The sequence below is a fragment of the Euzebyales bacterium genome (genome assembly GCA_035461305.1).
Classification (GTDB): Bacteria; Actinomycetota; Nitriliruptoria; order Euzebyales; family JAHELV01; genus JAHELV01.
In genome coordinates this window covers 1-15,462 of record DATHVN010000234.1, presented here as the reverse complement: position 1 = coordinate 15,462, position 15,462 = coordinate 1, and the positions used below count along the sequence as shown (strand labels likewise).

Annotated in this window: 15 protein-coding genes; 6 read left to right on the top strand and 9 right to left on the bottom strand. The window is 72.4% G+C overall.

From position 1 onward, the window contains the following. Positions 1 to 282: 282 nt before the first annotated feature. Genes VK923_20940 through VK923_20925 form a run of 4 tightly spaced genes read left to right on the top strand, consistent with a single transcriptional unit; the run spans position 283 to position 4,780 of the window. Positions 283 to 1,134: an MBL fold metallo-hydrolase gene (locus tag VK923_20940; GenBank protein HSJ47146.1), complete on the top strand. Its 852-nt coding sequence runs from the start codon at positions 283 to 285 to the stop codon at positions 1,132 to 1,134. Further along, complete coding sequence (locus VK923_20935; protein HSJ47145.1) at positions 1,127 to 1,924, top strand: adenylate/guanylate cyclase domain-containing protein; 798 nt, start codon at positions 1,127 to 1,129, stop codon at positions 1,922 to 1,924. Before VK923_20940 ends, VK923_20935 begins: the two co-directional genes overlap by 8 nt. After that, positions 1,912 to 3,819, top strand: coding sequence for an AAA family ATPase (locus VK923_20930; protein ID HSJ47144.1), 1,908 nt, complete (start codon positions 1,912 to 1,914; stop codon positions 3,817 to 3,819). Before VK923_20935 ends, VK923_20930 begins: the two co-directional genes overlap by 13 nt. Positions 3,820 to 3,862: 43 nt before the next feature. Next, positions 3,863 to 4,780 carry a tetratricopeptide repeat protein gene (locus tag VK923_20925; GenBank protein HSJ47143.1) on the top strand — a complete coding sequence of 306 codons (918 nt, stop codon included), beginning with the start codon at positions 3,863 to 3,865 and terminating at the stop codon, positions 4,778 to 4,780. 380 nt (positions 4,781 to 5,160) lie between these two features. Here VK923_20925 and VK923_20920 read toward each other — a convergent pair whose 3' ends face one another. Continuing rightward, positions 5,161 to 5,376 (bottom strand): hypothetical protein, encoded by a 216-nt coding sequence (locus tag VK923_20920; protein ID HSJ47142.1) that lies wholly within the window; start codon positions 5,374 to 5,376, stop codon positions 5,161 to 5,163. A 71-nt stretch (positions 5,377 to 5,447) separates the two neighbouring features. Further along, a complete protein-coding gene (locus VK923_20915; protein ID HSJ47141.1) occupies positions 5,448 to 6,509 on the bottom strand; it encodes a peptidylprolyl isomerase in 1,062 nt (353 codons plus the stop codon). A gap of 181 nt (positions 6,510 to 6,690) precedes the next feature. Here VK923_20915 and VK923_20910 point away from each other — a divergent pair, with 181 nt between their 5' ends. Continuing rightward, a complete protein-coding gene (locus tag VK923_20910) occupies positions 6,691 to 7,362 on the top strand; it encodes an EcsC family protein (GenBank protein HSJ47140.1) in 672 nt (223 codons plus the stop codon). 42 nt (positions 7,363 to 7,404) lie between these two features. Here the strand turns inward: VK923_20910 and VK923_20905 are convergent, their stop codons facing one another. Both VK923_20905 and VK923_20900 read right to left on the bottom strand, forming a co-directional pair. Then, positions 7,405 to 8,235 carry a GerMN domain-containing protein gene (locus VK923_20905; protein ID HSJ47139.1) on the bottom strand — a complete coding sequence of 277 codons (831 nt, stop codon included), beginning with the start codon at positions 8,233 to 8,235 and terminating at the stop codon, positions 7,405 to 7,407. A 772-nt stretch (positions 8,236 to 9,007) separates the two neighbouring features. Next, positions 9,008 to 10,120 (bottom strand): GAF domain-containing protein, encoded by a 1,113-nt coding sequence (locus VK923_20900; protein HSJ47138.1) that lies wholly within the window; start codon positions 10,118 to 10,120, stop codon positions 9,008 to 9,010. Between the two features lie 186 nt (positions 10,121 to 10,306). Between VK923_20900 and VK923_20895 the strand changes: the two genes are divergently transcribed. After that, a complete protein-coding gene (locus tag VK923_20895; GenBank protein ID HSJ47137.1) occupies positions 10,307 to 11,050 on the top strand; it encodes an alpha/beta fold hydrolase in 744 nt (247 codons plus the stop codon). A 170-nt stretch (positions 11,051 to 11,220) separates the two neighbouring features. Here VK923_20895 and VK923_20890 read toward each other — a convergent pair whose 3' ends face one another. From VK923_20890 to VK923_20870, 5 genes are all read right to left on the bottom strand, one after another. Further along, on the bottom strand, positions 11,221 to 11,619 hold the full coding sequence (locus tag VK923_20890) for a putative nucleotidyltransferase substrate binding domain-containing protein (GenBank protein HSJ47136.1): 399 nt from the start codon (positions 11,617 to 11,619) through the stop codon (positions 11,221 to 11,223). Positions 11,620 to 11,698: 79 nt separating this feature from the next. Further along, on the bottom strand, positions 11,699 to 13,132 hold the full coding sequence (locus VK923_20885) for a DUF294 nucleotidyltransferase-like domain-containing protein (GenBank protein HSJ47135.1): 1,434 nt from the start codon (positions 13,130 to 13,132) through the stop codon (positions 11,699 to 11,701). 575 nt (positions 13,133 to 13,707) lie between these two features. Next, on the bottom strand, positions 13,708 to 13,890 hold the full coding sequence (locus VK923_20880) for a hypothetical protein (protein ID HSJ47134.1): 183 nt from the start codon (positions 13,888 to 13,890) through the stop codon (positions 13,708 to 13,710). An 86-nt stretch (positions 13,891 to 13,976) separates the two neighbouring features. After that, the gene (locus VK923_20875; protein ID HSJ47133.1) at positions 13,977 to 14,108 is read right to left on the bottom strand and encodes a hypothetical protein; all 132 of its coding nucleotides are present in this window, start codon (positions 14,106 to 14,108) and stop codon (positions 13,977 to 13,979) included. Positions 14,109 to 15,322: 1,214 nt separating this feature from the next. After that, a partial coding sequence (locus VK923_20870) for an ATP-binding protein (protein HSJ47132.1) occupies positions 15,323 to 15,462 on the bottom strand: 140 nt, incomplete at its 5' end.

The window sequence follows — 15,462 nt, the reverse complement described above, 5'->3', positions numbered from 1 at the left end:
CCACGCTGACCGAGCAGGGCGCACCCGGCGACGAGCTGTACCTGGTGCTCGACGGCATGCTCACGGTCGAGGTCGACGGCGAGGCCGTCGCAGAGGTCGGCCCGGGCGCGATCCTCGGGGAGCGTGCAGTGCTCGAGGGGGCACACGCACGTCGACGCTGCGCGCGGACACCGCGTGCAGGGTCGCGGTCGCCCGGGCCCATCAACTCGACCGCGACACGCTGCGCGAGCTCGCCGAGGGCCACCGCGGCGAGGAGCGCACATCGGCCGACGCGGCCGGAGGATGAGGCTGCACCTGTGCGGCACCCGCGGATCAACGCCGGCCCCGGGTGAGGCGTTCCTACGATTCGGCGGCAACACGTCGTGCGTCGCCGTCGCACACGATGACGCTCCTGTCACGCTGCTGCTCGACGCGGGCACGGGCGCGCGAAGGATGACGGCGCTGCTTGATGACGGGCCCTTCGTCGGCGCGATCCTGCTCGGTCACCTGCACTGGGACCACACGCAGGGCCTTCCGTTCTTCCGCGCGGGTGACCACCCGGACGCCCGGGTCGACCTCTACCTGCCGGAGCAGGACGGATCCCCCGAGCATGTCCTGGCCCGTGGGCTCTCGCCGCCCCACTTTCCCATCGGTCCCGACGGGCTGCGCGGCCGCTGGCGGTTCCATGGCCTGCGGGAGGGCGTGTACCGCATCGCCGGGTTCGACGTGCTCGCACGCGAGATCCCGCACAAGGGCGGTCGCACGTTCGGCTACCGGATCAGTGACGGCCGGGCGAGCATCGCGTACCTGTCCGACCACCACCCCGCGTCGCTCGGCGACGGGCCGCAGGGCTTCGGCCCGTACCACGAGGCGGCGTGCACGCTGGCGTACGGCGTGGACGTGCTGCTCCACGACGCGCAGTACCTCGCGTCGGAGTGGCCGCAGCGCCGGGCGTTCGGGCATGCGACGGTCGACTACGCCGTCGGTCTCGCCGAGGCGGCGGGTGTCGGCCGGCTGGTGCTGTTCCACCACGACCCCGACCGCACCGACGACCAGGTCGAGGCCTTGACCACCTGCGCGAACGCGAAGAGCCCGGTCGACGTCAGCGCCGCAGCCGAGGGCGACGTGTTCGCGCTGCCGTGGACCGATGCGTGACGACGGGCTGGAGGCCTACATCCCGCGGCTGCTGCTGCGGCAGCGCGCCGATGGGCCCCGTCACTGGGAGGCCGACGGCACGCTGGTCTTCGCGGACGTCTCCGGCTTCACGCGCCTGACCGAGAAGCTGTCACGCAACGGCAAGGCGGGGGGCGAGGAGATCGTCCGCACGATCTCCGACGTGTTCACCGTGCTGCTGACGGCGGCGGCCGACGGCGGCGACGTCCTGAAGTTCAGCGGCGACGCCCTGTTGCTGTTCTACGACACCCCCGACCACGCGCACCGCGCGTGCCACGCCGCGCTCACGATGCAGCGGGTCCTGCGGGTGATCGGCGGGGTCGACAGCTCGCGGGGCCGCGTGCACCTGCGCATGTGCGTGGGGGCGCACACCGGACGTTTCTCGTTCTTCCTGTGCGGCGACGACCACCTCGAGCTGTACGTCCTCGGCCCGGGAGCGTCGCGCACGGTGGCTGCGGAGGTCGACGCGGAGGCCGGCGATGTGGTGGTGACGCCCGTGACCGCCGGCGCGGTCGACGGCGCCACGTTCAGGGGCCGTCGTGGGTCCGGACACATCCTGCGGTCCGTGCCCGCGCTGCCTCCGATCAGCCCGCCGCCGACGGGCCGCGTCGACGACCTCGCGCGCCACATCGCGCCGCCCCTGAGGGCGCGGCTCGGCAACCTGGAGCAGGAGCACCGGCGCGCCACCGTGTGCTTCGCCCACTTCGGCGCGGTCGACGACCTGCTGACCCACGAGGGTGCCGACGCGACGTTCCACCGGTGCAGGCGCTGACGACCACGGCGATGCAGGCGCTCGACGAGTACGGGGTGCTGTTGACCGCGACCGACGTCGCCGTCGGCGGCGGCACGCTGATGCTGACAGCGGGGGCACCCGACGCGACCGAAGACGACGAGGCGCGCATGCTGCGGGTCGCGCGGCGCATGGTCGACGCCGACCACGGGTTGCCGGTCCGCGTCGGCGTCAACGCCGGCGACGTGTTCGCGGGGACCGTCGGCGCGCCGTTTCGTCGAACCTACTCGACGATGGGCGCGGCGACCAACCTCGCGGCGCGGCTCATGCGCGCGGCCCCGTGGGGCGGGGTGCTGGCGACGCCTGCGGTCACCGACGAGGTCCACCGGCGGTTCGTGACCCGGCCCGTGCGACCGTTCACCGTCAAGGGACACGACGCGCCGGTGCGCGCCAGCCTCGTCGAGGGCGCGGTGAGCGCGAGCACGGCGGCGGCCGACCGGTCGGTGCCGTTCACCGGGCGGAACGACGAGCTCGCCGTACTCGAGACGGCCGTCGCCGAGGCGCGCGCCGGACGCGGACGCGTGATCGAGGTGACCGGTGACGCCGGCGTCGGCAAGTCCCGGTTGAGCGCCGAGCTCCGCGCCCGATGCGGCGACGTCACCTGGCTCCAGGAGGCGTGCGACCCCTACGAGCGGACGTCGCCGTACCACACGGCCGGTGTGCTGCTGCGGCGGATCCTGCAGATCCCGCGCGACGCGACGGCCGAGCAGGCGGGCACAGCCCTGACCGACACGGTCACGGCGGTCGCGCCCGACCTCATGCCCTGGCTGCCGTTGCTGGCCACCGCCGTGCGTGGAGACGTCGCCCGGACACCCCAGGTCGACGACGTCGCGGCCCGGTACCGACGCGAGCGGACGCACCAGGCGGTGGCCGACCTCCTCGGCGCCGTCGCGAGCGGTCCCGCCGTGGTCGTCATCGAGGATGCCGAGCACTGCGACGACGCGTCGGCGGAGCTCATCGCGGCCGTGCTCGCGCGCATGCTGCCCGGCCACCCCTGGCTGGTGCTCATCACCCACCGCGGTGGCGTGACCGGCCTGCACCATGGACGTGGCTTCCCGGCGAGGCGGGTGCACCTCCCACCGCTGGATGCAGCGACGGCGGCCGAGCTCGCCGCCCGCCTCGCCGAACACACGCCGGTGCCGGTCCACCGCATGCCGCGCCTCGTCGAGCAGGCGGCGGGCAACCCACTGTTCCTCGCAGCGCTGATCTCGGCGCAGGCCGACCAGGCAGACGAACTACCGCGGTCGGTAGAGGCCATCATCGCCGCACGCATCGACGGGCTCGACCCCGACGACCGTCGTGCGCTGCGCTACCTGTCGGTGCTCGGCGACCGGTTCGACGCAGCCCTGCTCGACGCCACCCTGACTGGGCACGGCCTGGCCCACGACCAGCACGACCGGTGGCGGCGGCTGGCCGAGTTCGTCACCGTCGACGGCGCCACCTTCGCGTTCCGCAACGCGCTGGTGCGCGAGGTCGCCTACGAGGGCCTCGCGTTCCGTCGTCGTCGCGAGCTGCACGCGCTCGTAGCCGAGGCCCTGGGCCGCGCGGGTGCGGGACCCGCCTCACAGCTCCCCGTGCACCTGGAGCGGGCCGAGCGCTGGGCGGACGCGTGGGCCACCGCGCGCCGGGCGGCCGAGCACGCGCGGGACCACGGGGCCACTGCCGTCGCCGGCGAGCTGCCCGACATGGCGCTACGCGGGCCGAGGCGCCTGGACATCGCGGATGCCGAGGTCGCGGTCACCGGTCGCGGCGGGCGAGGTCTGGGAGCGCGCCGGCGAGTGGGAGCGTGCGCTGCGCTCGTACGACCTCGCTGCGGCGACCACCCCCGGCCGGCAGGGACAGCTGGCCGTCACGCTGCGGCGGGCGCGCACCCATGAGGGCGCCGGACGGTTCCCGCAGGCGCTGCGGCTGTACCGTCGCGTGATCACCGCGGCGTCGTCCTGCTCGGGCACGACGTGGGCGGAGCTGTTGGCGCAGGCCCGGGCCGGCTACGCGTCCGCCCGGCTCGGGCAGGGTCGGGCGGCCGACGCCGTCGACCACGCCCAGCAGGCCGTCGCTCTCGCGGACCTGGCCGACGACGACGCGACGCTCGCCCACGCGTACCACCTGCTGGACCGCGCGCACACGGCACTGAGCGACCACGCCGCGGCGGCGCGCCACCGTGACGCGGCCCTTCCGGTGTTTGCCGCGCTCGGTGACCTGGCCGCGCAGGGCACCGTGCTGTACGACCTCGGTCGCGACGCGCAGCGCGCCGGTCGACTTGAGGAGGCGCTGTGGCTGTACGGGCGCAGCCACGACGCCCGCGCACGGGCCGGTGACGTCCTGCAGGTCGCGGCATCCGCCAACGCGATCGGCGAGGTGCTGCTGGTGCTCGGACGTCACGACGACGCGCACGCCCGGTTCACCGAGGCGCTGCGCTCGTGGCGGGGCGCACGCGCACCGCGCGGCGTCGCCGAGGCCACGTGCAACCTCGGCGTTGTCGCCCTGCGCGAGGGGCGGCACGCCGAGGCGGTCGAGCTGCTCGAGGAGGCAGCCGACCTCGCGGCACGGGTCGGCGCCGACACGCTGGTCGACCAGGCCCAGCTCCCCCTCGCCGAGGCACTGTTGGCGTCGGCGCGGTACGTCGAGGCGTGGGAGGCCGCGTCACGGATGCTCGGTGCCGCCAGCGCGGACGCTGCCGGGACCGCGCGCCGCCTCCGCGGCGAGGCGCCGCTGCGGACCGGTGGCATCGTCAGGGCACGCGTCGAGCTCGCGGCGGCGCTGGAGGCCCTCGACGACCCCGTTGCGGTGGCCGAGGTGCGCGGACTGCTTGCCGAGTCGGGCACACCTGCCGGCTGAGTCAGCCCTTCGGTCGCCACTGTTGGGCGCGTTCGCCCCGCGCAGCCAGGCGCGCGGTCTCGGCGACCCGCTTCGCACGCGTCACCCCCGCTTGGACTGGACGATCCACTCGAGGATCGCCCGGCGCGACCACGGTGGGAACTCGTCCCAGTGCGGGCGAGCGCCGGGATGGGCGTCGAAGCGGCCGCGAGTCGTCCGGCACGATCAGGTCCTCGACCTCGTCGAGCATGGTCCAGGTGCCGTCCGCCTTCGCCTGCTCGATCACCGCCCGGCCGGGCGCCTCCATCCGACCCTCGGCCTCGAGACGTTCGACGCGCTGCTTGTTCGGCCGCGACCAGCCGCTCCCGCTCCGGCGCGGCGAGTACCACAGCGTCGTGCGGTCATCGTCGAGGCCTGCGTCCCACGCTGTCGATCCAGCCGAACCGCAGTGCCTCGGTCACGGCATCGTCAGAGCTGACCGTCGGACGCCCCGTGTGCTTCTCCACGACACCAGCCACACCGCCGTCCGCTCGTTCGTGGTCGTCCACCAGCCACCCGGCCCAGTCGGCGACGGTTTCGGGGTGGACGCGTTCGCCGTCGTCGTGTGCTCCTCCCATCCCAGCATCGTAGAGCGCCGACGCCGCGGTCAACGTGCCCGCGCGTGCGTGCGTGGCGCCTGCGACCCGGCTCATCCGGTCGGCAGTTCCGAGGGCAGCTCCGTGGGCAGCGGGAGGTCGGACGGGGTACCCGGCGCCTCGGAACCCTGGTCGGCGGACACGACCGCGACGGCCGCCTCGTCCCATCGGCCGTACTGCTCGTCCACCTCGATGTCGAGGTCCGCAACGAAGCCGGTGATGAACTCGTTGAAGGCCTGCCCCCCGGACTGCGCCTCGAGCTCGGTGCGGATCTGGCTCTCGACGTCGGCGAGATCAGGCGCTGGCACCCTGCCCGTCACCTCGAGCACGTGGAACCCGAAGTCGCTCCTGACCGGCCCGACGAGCTCGCCGACCTCGGCGTTGAAGGCGGCCTTCTCGAAGGGCGGCACGGTCGCCCCGCGCCCGATCGCGCCGAGATCGCCGCCGTTCTCGGCAGACCCCGGGTCGATCGACACCTCGCTGGCGACCTCGCCGAAGTCCTCTCCCGCCTCGAGGCGCTCCATGGCGTCGCGCGCCTGCGCACGCTTCTCGGTCAGGATGTGACGGACCTCCACCTTCGCGCCGTAGCGGCCCTGCGGGTCCTTCTCGTACGCGTCCTCGATCGCCACCTGGTCGACGCCCTCGGCGAGCTGCGACGTGATCTCATTCTGGATGACCTGGTCGCGGAGGTTGGCGCGGAGCTCCTCGTCGGACACGTTGGCGTTCTCGATGACCTCCTGCAGCGCCTCCTCACCGCCGGCCTGCTCAACCAGCAGCGCCCGCTGCTCGGCGATCTCCTCGTCGGTGACCTCGATGTCGCGCTCCTCGGCGGCCTGGTGCAGGACCTCCGTGCGGATCAGGTTCGTCAGCACGCCCGCCTTCAGCTCCTCCTCGACCGCTCCGGACTCATCGCCCGCGAGCTCGCTGGCGGCCGCTGGACCCTCGGCCCGCTGCTGGTACGCCTCGTCGACCTCGGCGGTCGTGATCTGGACGTCACCGACGGTGGCGGCGACGTCCGAGCCGGCGGCACCGCCGCATGCGGCGACGAGGATCGTGCACACGACGGCGACGAGCACCGACGACGGCGACGTGACGGAGATACGTGGGAAGCGCACAGGGAAACCGACCTTCGGGAGAGGATGCGATGAGGTGAACGACGAGTGTAGTGAGCGCCCACGAGACTCGCCGACACGACGCGACACCAGGCGTGTCACGCCCCGGACTGGGAACGGTCTTGTCCAACCACCCACCCATGGTCCGCCGCGGCCCCCAGGCACCTCCACCAAGGACGTCACCATGCCAGGCATCACCGATCGGATCGCCGAGTCGTTCGTTGCCCAGCTCGCCCGTGGTGGCCTCGACGGCGTCGGCCCGCTGGCCCCCGCACGGCAGGTCGCCGAGGAGGCGCTGGCCGCGCACGGCACACCGGAGGCGGCGATCGACGAGATAATCGCTGACCACACCCGCCTGGCCGCGGTCAGCGGGTTCGTCACCAGCCTCGGCGGGTTCATCGTGCTGCCGGTGGCGGTGCCGGCCAACCTGCTGGGGTTCTACACGCTGGCGACGCGCATGGTGGCCGCTCTCGCCCACGTCCGCGGCCACGACGTCGCGCGACCCGAAACCCGGATCGCGGTGCTCACCGCGCTGACGGGTGACGACATCGGCACGGTGCTCAGCCACGCCGGCATGGTGCTGCCGGCCGGTGGCGTGACGATGGCGTGGCTGCGGAAGATCGCGCCGTCAGTGACCACGATGGTGAACAAAGCGATCGGCTTCCGCCTGCTCGTCGGTACCGGCGAGCGCGCACTCGTCAGGTTCGGTCGGGCGATCCCCCTCGCGGGCGGCGTCATCGGGGGCACGATCGACGTCGCCCTCATCCGCTCGATCGCCCGTCACGCGCGACGTGCCTTCCCGGCGACGCCGAAGCCGGATGCCGAGGTGACTCCCGTGAGCACCCCGAGCGGCTGACCGTAGGTGGGCACGGGGTCCGGTCCGAGGAAGTCACGTGCGTCACCGACCCGCTTCACCTCGTGGTCGGTCGAGGGGGATGCCCGCGTCGGCGAAGACCGCCATGTCGTCGGCGGGTAGCACAAAGCGCACGTCATCGACCGAATCGAAGAGCGTCAGCGTGCGCACGACCTGGTCGACGCGCACCTGAAGGTCGCCGGCACCGGTGGCAGCGGCGAACCCGCGCAACCGCACCGTCGCGGTCCCGTCCCCGACCGACACCGCCACGACGGTCGCCCCACGCGGGATCGCCGTCGACAGGCCCTCATCGCGTTCGGACGCCAGCGGCGCGGCGACCAGCGCCTCGAGGGCGCCGCGTGCCAGCTGCGTCTCGTCCACGCGCCGGTGGACGCGTTCGAGCTCGCCGTCATGTAGCAGGAAGATGCCGACCTGCCGCAGAGACGACGCATACCTGCCGGCGGCCAGCGTCCGCGACGTCACCTCGCCGGTCGGTTCCTCGCCCACCGACGCCTGGAACCGCCGGGTGGCCTCCAAGGTGCCTGGCCCAAAGACGCCGTCCACGTCGACCTCGAGCCCGACCTCGCGCAGCGCCCGCTGCCATCCGCGCACACGCGGACCCGTGTCACCAGGACCGAGCACGACCCGCACCTGCTCGGACGCAACGGTCGGCTCCGCCGCGCTCGGCGCCGCCGCGGACGCGGTCTGAGCCCCGCCGCTGGGCGCCACGAACTCGCCACTGCCGTCGCGCAGCAGCAGCCAACCGGCGACCGCCGCGACCACGACGACGAGCGTCAGTCCGAGGATCAGGCCGGCGCCACGCCACGCCCGCGCCCAACGGCGCTCCACGAGATCGTCGACGGTGATCAGCCCCATGCCGCACCGCCCGCAGAGGGTCCAACCCACGGGGTTGGTCATACCGCACGACGGGCAGGTCACGACCGGGCCGGCCGGCTCCGCGGCATCGGCGTCCGACGGTGCACGGGGCTGTCGTGGCGCCACGTCGCGAGTCTCGTCATCGGAGCCCATCTCACCCGATCCACGCACCGCGTCCTCGCCCGGAGCCGCGGTGTCGTCACGACGACGCGGCCGCGATGCCAGCCGATGGCCGCACTCCGGGCAGTGCGAGACGTCCGCGGCGACCTCCGCTGAGCAGTGGGGGCACGTCACGGTCGACACGGCCGTCCGTCCCCCCATGTCGGCACCATCGTCAGCTCGACGGCGCGGCGGAACGGTCCGGGAGCTGTTCGCTGCGGTGACCGGTGGACGTCATGCGGGCAGGTTGGCAGCCTCGAGGAGCCGTAGGCGCGCCGCGGCCGCGTCGCGTCGCGGATCGTCGGGGTCGGCCACGCGTTCGAAGCGGTGCATGGCATCGACGTCGTCGCGGCCGTGATCCGTGTCCAGCCACGTCCAGGGCGTCGTCGCCAGCGTCCAACACCGCGCGGCGCGTCGCCGCCGCGAGCTCGTCTCGTGCCGCGACGATGCGCTCGACCGCCGAGTCGGCGAGCAACGGTCCGCGGTAGCGGGCGAGTCACCTCTCCCGCCGCGAGCAGCGCATGCACCTCGCGGACGTCAGCGTCGACCTCGGCGTCGAGCCGGCAGGGGGGCGCACGCAGGCAGCCACCGAACAGCGTGCGCAGCCACGACATCAGCGCCCGCACCACAGGCTTGCCCGCGTCGCCGTACAGTGCAGCGTCGGCTGCTCCGCGGACAGCCCATCGAGGTGCAGGACGAGCGGTGCGATCGCCTCCGCCTGGCGGAGGCTGAGCGACCGGGGCGGCGCGTCACCGACGGCGACGGTTCGGCCGTGCCTGCCGAGGCGGCGGACGTACAGTCGCGGACGCTGCGGGGTGGATCGGGCGGTCACGCGGTCAACGCCCCACAGCACCCACGCACCGTCACGGAGCGGCTCCGCTTCGGCGACATCGCCCGTAGGCAGACGGATCCGCCCTGGGGCGACCGGCGTGCCGACCACGCCTGACACCCACGACGCTGGCATCGCGAGCAGGACGCGACCACGTTCATCGATCAGCGCGCTGGACGCCCCACGGGTCCGCCGGATGCCATCGAGGTAGGTCTGTCGCAGCCTGTTGTCGCGCTCGAGCTGACGCTCGTGCAGCGCCGCCTCGGCGATCCTGGCCGCTGCGGTGACCAGGGTCACGCTGTAGGGGAGCGCAGTGCGCTGCGGGCCACTGAGGTCGACGACGCCGAGCAGATCACCGGTCACCGGGTCGTGCAGCGACGACGCCCAGCACCACGGACGCTGCTCAGGCAGGACGTGCTCGGCTGAGAAGACCTGCACCGGGTGGTCGATCGCCAGCGCCGTGCCGATCGCATTGGTGCCAGCGCTGCGTTCGGTCCACAGCATGCCCGGCTCGAACGTGATGCCCTTCGCCTGCTCGAGCACCCGGGGATGGCCCTCGAGCCACAGGATGCATCCGATCACGTCGCACAGGACCATCATGCGCTCAGCGTCATCGGCGATCATTCCGAGGTGGCGGCGCAGGGCGGGCAGCGTCGTGCGCAACGGCGACGATGCGCGGGCGTCGGCGAGCGCGTCGATCGCCAGCGCCGCCCGCGGGCACAGGCGCGCCGGATCGACTCCCGCACTCGCCATCCGGGACCACCAGCGCGCGATCACGGGACGCACGGGCGGCGTGACCGCGGCACCCGAGAACATCGCGTTCCACCAGCGCCGCAGGTCACGGGCGTGAGCGCGCAGGTCGGTGGCAACGTCAACTGCAAGGAGGGCGTCGCGCATGGTGTGGCCACGTGCTCGCCTCGACACCGTTCCAGATGGTCCCGCCGTAGCGTGACCGAGGCCGTGCGCGTCGTCAACCGCCCGGCGCAACGTTGCTGCAACCTCCTCCGTCCTACCGTGCGGCCAGAGTACAGGGAGGAGGACCCGGCAGACGGCCGTGACCTGCAATCCCTGGAGGGGGCGACGGTGACGCCGGTCGTCGTCCACGGCTTCGCCGGCGACCTGAACACGTGGCTGCTCACGACGGAGAAGCTGTCGGAGGGCCGGACCACCTACGCGGTCGACCCGCCCGGCCACGGCGCGTCCGGTAAGGACGTATCGAGCTTCGACGAACCGGTGTCGGCGCTGTGCAGTCTCCTCGACGCGCTCGGGGTCGGTCGCGTCCACCTGGTCGGCCATTCGATGGGTGGGCCGTGCGCTGCGCGCCGCCGCGCACCGGTCCGACCGGGTGGCATCGCTGACGCTGATCGACAGCGCTGGCCTGGGCGTCGACATCAACGACACCTTCGGGTCGGGTTCATCGAGGCCGGACGCCGCCGCGAGCTCAAGGGAGTGCTGCAGTTGCTGTTCGCCGATCCCGACCTGGTCACGCGGCGGCTGGTCGACGACGTCCTGCGCTACAAGCGCAAGGACGGCGTCGATGCGGCGCTGCGGGCACTGGCGGCCGAGCTGTGCCCCGAAGGCGGCCAGGCGCTCGACCTGCGCCCCGATCTTGAGCGGCTGGCGATTCCCGTGCTCGTGATCAGGGGTGTCGACGACTGGGTCGTCCCCGCGAGCCACGCACAGGGCCTGCCCGACCACGTCGAGGTCCACGTGCTCGACGGGCAGGGCCACTCACCACACATGGAGGCCGCCAACGATGTCAACCGCCTGACCGGAGCTTCGTCACCTCACACGATTGACCGACGTTATCCACGAGGGTCGCGGTGAGGGCGTCGCCCGACCCGGCGCGGCGATGTCTCTGCCCGACGGAGCCGGTCCGTCAGCCGTTCGCGGAACCAGCCCCGCCGATGTCTCTGCCTGGCGGAGCCGGTCCGCCAGCCGTTCGCGGAGGCGGACGCCGGGCCGCTCGACACCGGGCTCCCCGGCGCCCGGCCGGGCTAGTCGGCGGCCAGGCGGTACCTCCTCCGCAGCGCGTCCTGCGCCGCTCGGATCGCACCGAACGTCTCGCTGAACTGCCGCCGCGCCGGCCTCGGCAGCGCCGACCAGTCGACGTGGTCGCCGTGGTGGTCGCCGGCATCGCCGAGTTGCACGCAGAGACGCGTCCAGGTCAGCAGACGCAGGCCCTCGACGAGAGTTGCCGCGAGTCCGACGCTCAAGCTGCCGTCGACCGCGGATGCCGCCAGCCGCTCGACGGTGCCCAGCTCCCGTCCACCCCGTGCCAGGGTGTGCATGCGCGCGAGGTCGACGATCGGCTGGATCCCGTGGCGCTTCAGGTCGAACTGGTGCGCGTGCGCTCCCAGCGCCGGCCCGAGGGGTTGCGTCCGACCCTGCCCCACAGCGCGCTGGGTGGTCGGCGCGACACCGCGCCGCGTGCGAGACGCGCCGCGGTGAGCGCGTGGCGCGTGGTGTCGAGGATCATGCGGGCCAACCGGTCCGCCACGTCGGCCGCTTCCAGGCCCCCGGAGCCAGCGACCGCACGCACATCGAACCCGATGTCGGCGCCGACCAGCCCGTTGCTGTCGGCCGGGTCGGTCCATCGCGTGGCGGCGCGCCTCCAGCCGTCGAGGTCGTGACGCCACGCCGGCTCCGACGCATCACTCCGCCACCGCATCGCCGGTAGCCGCAGGTCTCCAGCGCGGCGGTCATCCACGAACCAAGGTCGGCGAACCACTGGCGGCCCTCGTCGTCGAGTCCCGTCTGGTGGACCAGTCCGGTGTCCTGGTCGCTGCCGGGTGTCAGCTCACCTCGCGCGTGGCTGCCGAAGACCAGCCATGCGAAGGCGGCGGGCGCCGTGCCGAGCTCGTCAACCGCGATCGTGAGCAGCCGGCGAACGACATGATCGCCCACCTCGGCAAGGAGCCGGCCGACCTCGGTGACGTCCGCACCTGCCTCCAGGACCGACCGTGCCAGGCCACGAGCCGCCGTGCGGACGCCCGTCAGTGCCTCGACCGACCCGGCATCGGCGAGCACGTCCAGCAGCGATGACAGCCCCGCCTCAACAGGCAGGGGCAGGTCTTCATCGGCGACCGTGCCGACGACCCGGTCGCCGTCGGTGACCCGCACCTCGTGGGCCCCGGACGCGAGCATGAGGCGCAGCGCGTCGAGCAACGGCGTGTCGGACGAAGCCAGCGGGGTGTCGGACGGCGTCAGCGGCGTCCGCGACTCCAACGAGGGAGCGGGCACGTGCGGAGACAGCAGATCCGCAAGCACGCCCGTGGTCAGTCGCGGAGCGTTCGGCCCGCCGACGGCGGCCCGGTGACCGCCGAACGGTCGCGCTGCCGCCAGCCGGGCACGGGTGGTCGCAACGGCATCGTCGGCCGCAGCGGCCGGCAGCGCGACGACACGGGCGTCGGTCACGGAGCGCAGCCGACGCCCCGCACGCGGGGCCCGGAACACCCCCGCACCGATCAGATCGACCGGGCGACCCTGGCGGTCGATGGCCATGATCGTCCCGGCGGCGACCAGCAGCGGTCCGGCGGCCAGCCCATCGGCGATCGGGGTCGCACGACCGAGGAACGCCAACGTCGCGTGGCGTGCCAGGTCGTGCCGGCGCTCGTCGGGGACGTCGAAGAACACGGGATTGTGGGAGAGCAGGTCGACGACCCGTCCACGGGCATCACGCGCGGGCGACCCAGCCGAGGAGATCTGCGCGGTCGTGTCCGTCGTCGCCGACGACAGTGCCGACAGCGCCGCCTGCTCCGCCACCTGCCGGATGCGCCGCACGTCGGAGACGTCAAGGTCGTGGCGCGCGGCAGCCTGCTGTTCCGTCAGCCGCCCACGCACCAGGTCGAGCCACAGCGCGTACTGGGCCGATCGGGACAGCGGTGGTGCGGGGTCGTCGTCCGACACAGCACCGGTCCACCCACCGGGGGTGGTACAGGATCGCGATCCCCTGCACCGCGCGTAGGCACGCTGTCCCCGCGGATACGCGCGGCGCTGCCAAGGCCGTACGCGCCGCCGATCACACTGCCGCGGACGGAGTGCATGTGCGTCGGTCCCGACGGGCGGACGCGGGCACAAGGAGCGGAACACGGTGTCCGCGATGCGGGCGTCGGGGTTGGCCACCCGACTCGCGGCGCCCCGGCGTCCCGCCGGGCTTGTGCCATGTGCACCCCGCGTGACCCTGGACCGTCGGCGGGCGTGCCCGCTGACCTCCGTCGAGTGACACGTCGCTCCCGCTGCAGGCAGGCGAGCAGTCCCGCGTGCAGGGCCCGCTCGCCGAGCTTGTCGAGCATCTCCCGGTGTTACGCGTCGCCGTCGCCTCCTGCTGTCGGCCCAGTCGCGGCCGCGGTCCGCTGCGCATCGTGCGGCATCGCCCACGGTCGGTGGCGTGTGACCCTGCCGATCCACCGAGCACGCTCGACCGACCCGACGATCAGACCGCACACGCCGATCCGTGCGAGCGACAGCTCCGGGGCCGAGGTTCACGCCGTCGTCCCGCGGGGGTCGCGGAGCTCGCGGAACGCCAACGACGCGTCATCCGGAGACTGTTCGTCGATGACCGCAGCCGCCACCGGTGTGCCGCCTTCGCCGCCAGGCTGCAGCTCCCCATCGACGGCCTCGGCCCCACCCGCCGAGCGCGCCCTGCAGCCCCGTGACGCGGTCACGCCGTCACAGCACCGTTGCTTGAGCATTGTCGTCCGACGGCCGATCGACACCCACGGCCTGGTACGGACCGACGCCGTCGACCCGATCAGACGGCTGCCGTGGCCGCTCCGGTGAGCTGCGCCCGCCCGCGCACGAAGAGGATGCCAACGAGGACCCTCACCATCAGGCCGAGCGTCGCGAGATCCGCGATGCCCTGGGTCTGCCCCCCTCCGCCCACGGCCAGAGATCGTTGATCCCCGGGAGCGACACGAACAGACTGAAGTGGTAAGCGCCGTGGATGAGGATCGCGTAGATCAGGTTCTCACGCCGCGCGCAATGTGAGGTACCTGCAGATGCGGAAGCCGAAGGTGAAGACGATCTGGATGAGCGTAGTGTTCAGATCCTGCCGCTACAACGCGTCCACTCCCGTGAATGATCGCAAAAGATGAACGCCGACACCATCATCACGACCCACTCGGCCGACCGGCATCACGAAACCATCTTGACGACCAGGCCCTCGTCAGCACCTCCTCAGCGATGCCGACGAACAGGCCGGCGAGCGCAAGCAGCGCGATGCTCAGCGTGGGGAACGCGCCGTAGTCCGCCCGACGACGCGCGAGGCGATCAGTACAACGAGCAGCACCGGAGCGATCCACATCCACCACGGACCAGCGACGGCTGACGAACAAACAGTGACCGCAGCCATCCGATGCTGAGCGCGAAGCCGAGCAGCACGAGTGAGCCGACACCGATCGGCACTGCACCGACCTGGCCCGCGCCGCCGTCGCCCAAGGCATCACCACTTCGGTCGCGGACACCACGATCTGGCGGCCCACCGAGCCCTACGCATCGGCCGGGAGGTGCGGGGTCGTCGACAATGGCAGCTCGCGCCGCGGTGCCGCTGAGCTGTGGTCACACCCGGCTGTCCTGACGTCTACCGCAACGCGACCTGATCCACCTGCCGATCCACGCGTCATGGTGCCCGAACACACCACCAACCGCATCCCTGCTCGACCGGCAACTTCCCCACGCGGTGTTCGTCCTCACGACGGCGACTCGCACCGCAGGGCACCAGGAGGAGGACCGGCACCCTGACCTCGACCCGGCCACGGTGGGGAACTCACCTCGCCGGAGACAAGGAGGGCGGTTGCGCTGAACCGATGGTCAGACATCATCCCTGGGCGTGCGCGATCAGGAGGAGTCATGTGTCGCCCGCCACGCCCGGTCCCTACCGCGTGGCGAGACCCCGGTCCCATCCACGTGGCGAGCGACAGGAACCGATCAAATCAGTGACCGATAATCACTGCAGTAGACCCGTAATTACTTTCTCCTGAAGAAGTCTGTTCGCCCTGATTGAGGGTGGCCGCTGGTGTCGTGCTGGTCGGCGGGTGTCAAGGGACAGTGAGTCTTGTCGTGTGGTGTACGCCGAATCGTGTCGGTCGTCCCTGGGCGTCATGCGGGTCGGTGGGTGTCTCCTCCTTGGGTTGTCAGGGTGCGGTCTTTGAGCCGGTACGAGGGTCCGTTGATGGTGATGATCTCGGCGTGGTGCAGGAGTCGGTCGAGGATCGCGGTGGTCAGGGCGTCGTCGCCGA

Bases quoted from the DNA above. Each gene is read 5' to 3' on its own strand.
- VK923_20920 (HSJ47142.1), bottom strand. From the start codon at position 5,376: ATGGGAGGAGCACACGACGACGGCGAACGCGTCCACCCCGAAACCGTC.
- VK923_20900 (HSJ47138.1), bottom strand. From the start codon at position 10,120: ATGCGCGACGCCCTCCTTGCAGTTGACGTTGCCACCGACCTGCGCGCT.
- VK923_20940 (HSJ47146.1), top strand. From the start codon at position 283: ATGAGGCTGCACCTGTGCGGCACCCGCGGATCAACGCCGGCCCCGGGT.
- VK923_20905 (HSJ47139.1), bottom strand. From the start codon at position 8,235: ATGGGGCTGATCACCGTCGACGATCTCGTGGAGCGCCGTTGGGCGCGG.
- VK923_20935 (HSJ47145.1), top strand. From the start codon at position 1,127: ATGCGTGACGACGGGCTGGAGGCCTACATCCCGCGGCTGCTGCTGCGG.
- VK923_20910 (HSJ47140.1), top strand. From the start codon at position 6,691: ATGCCAGGCATCACCGATCGGATCGCCGAGTCGTTCGTTGCCCAGCTC.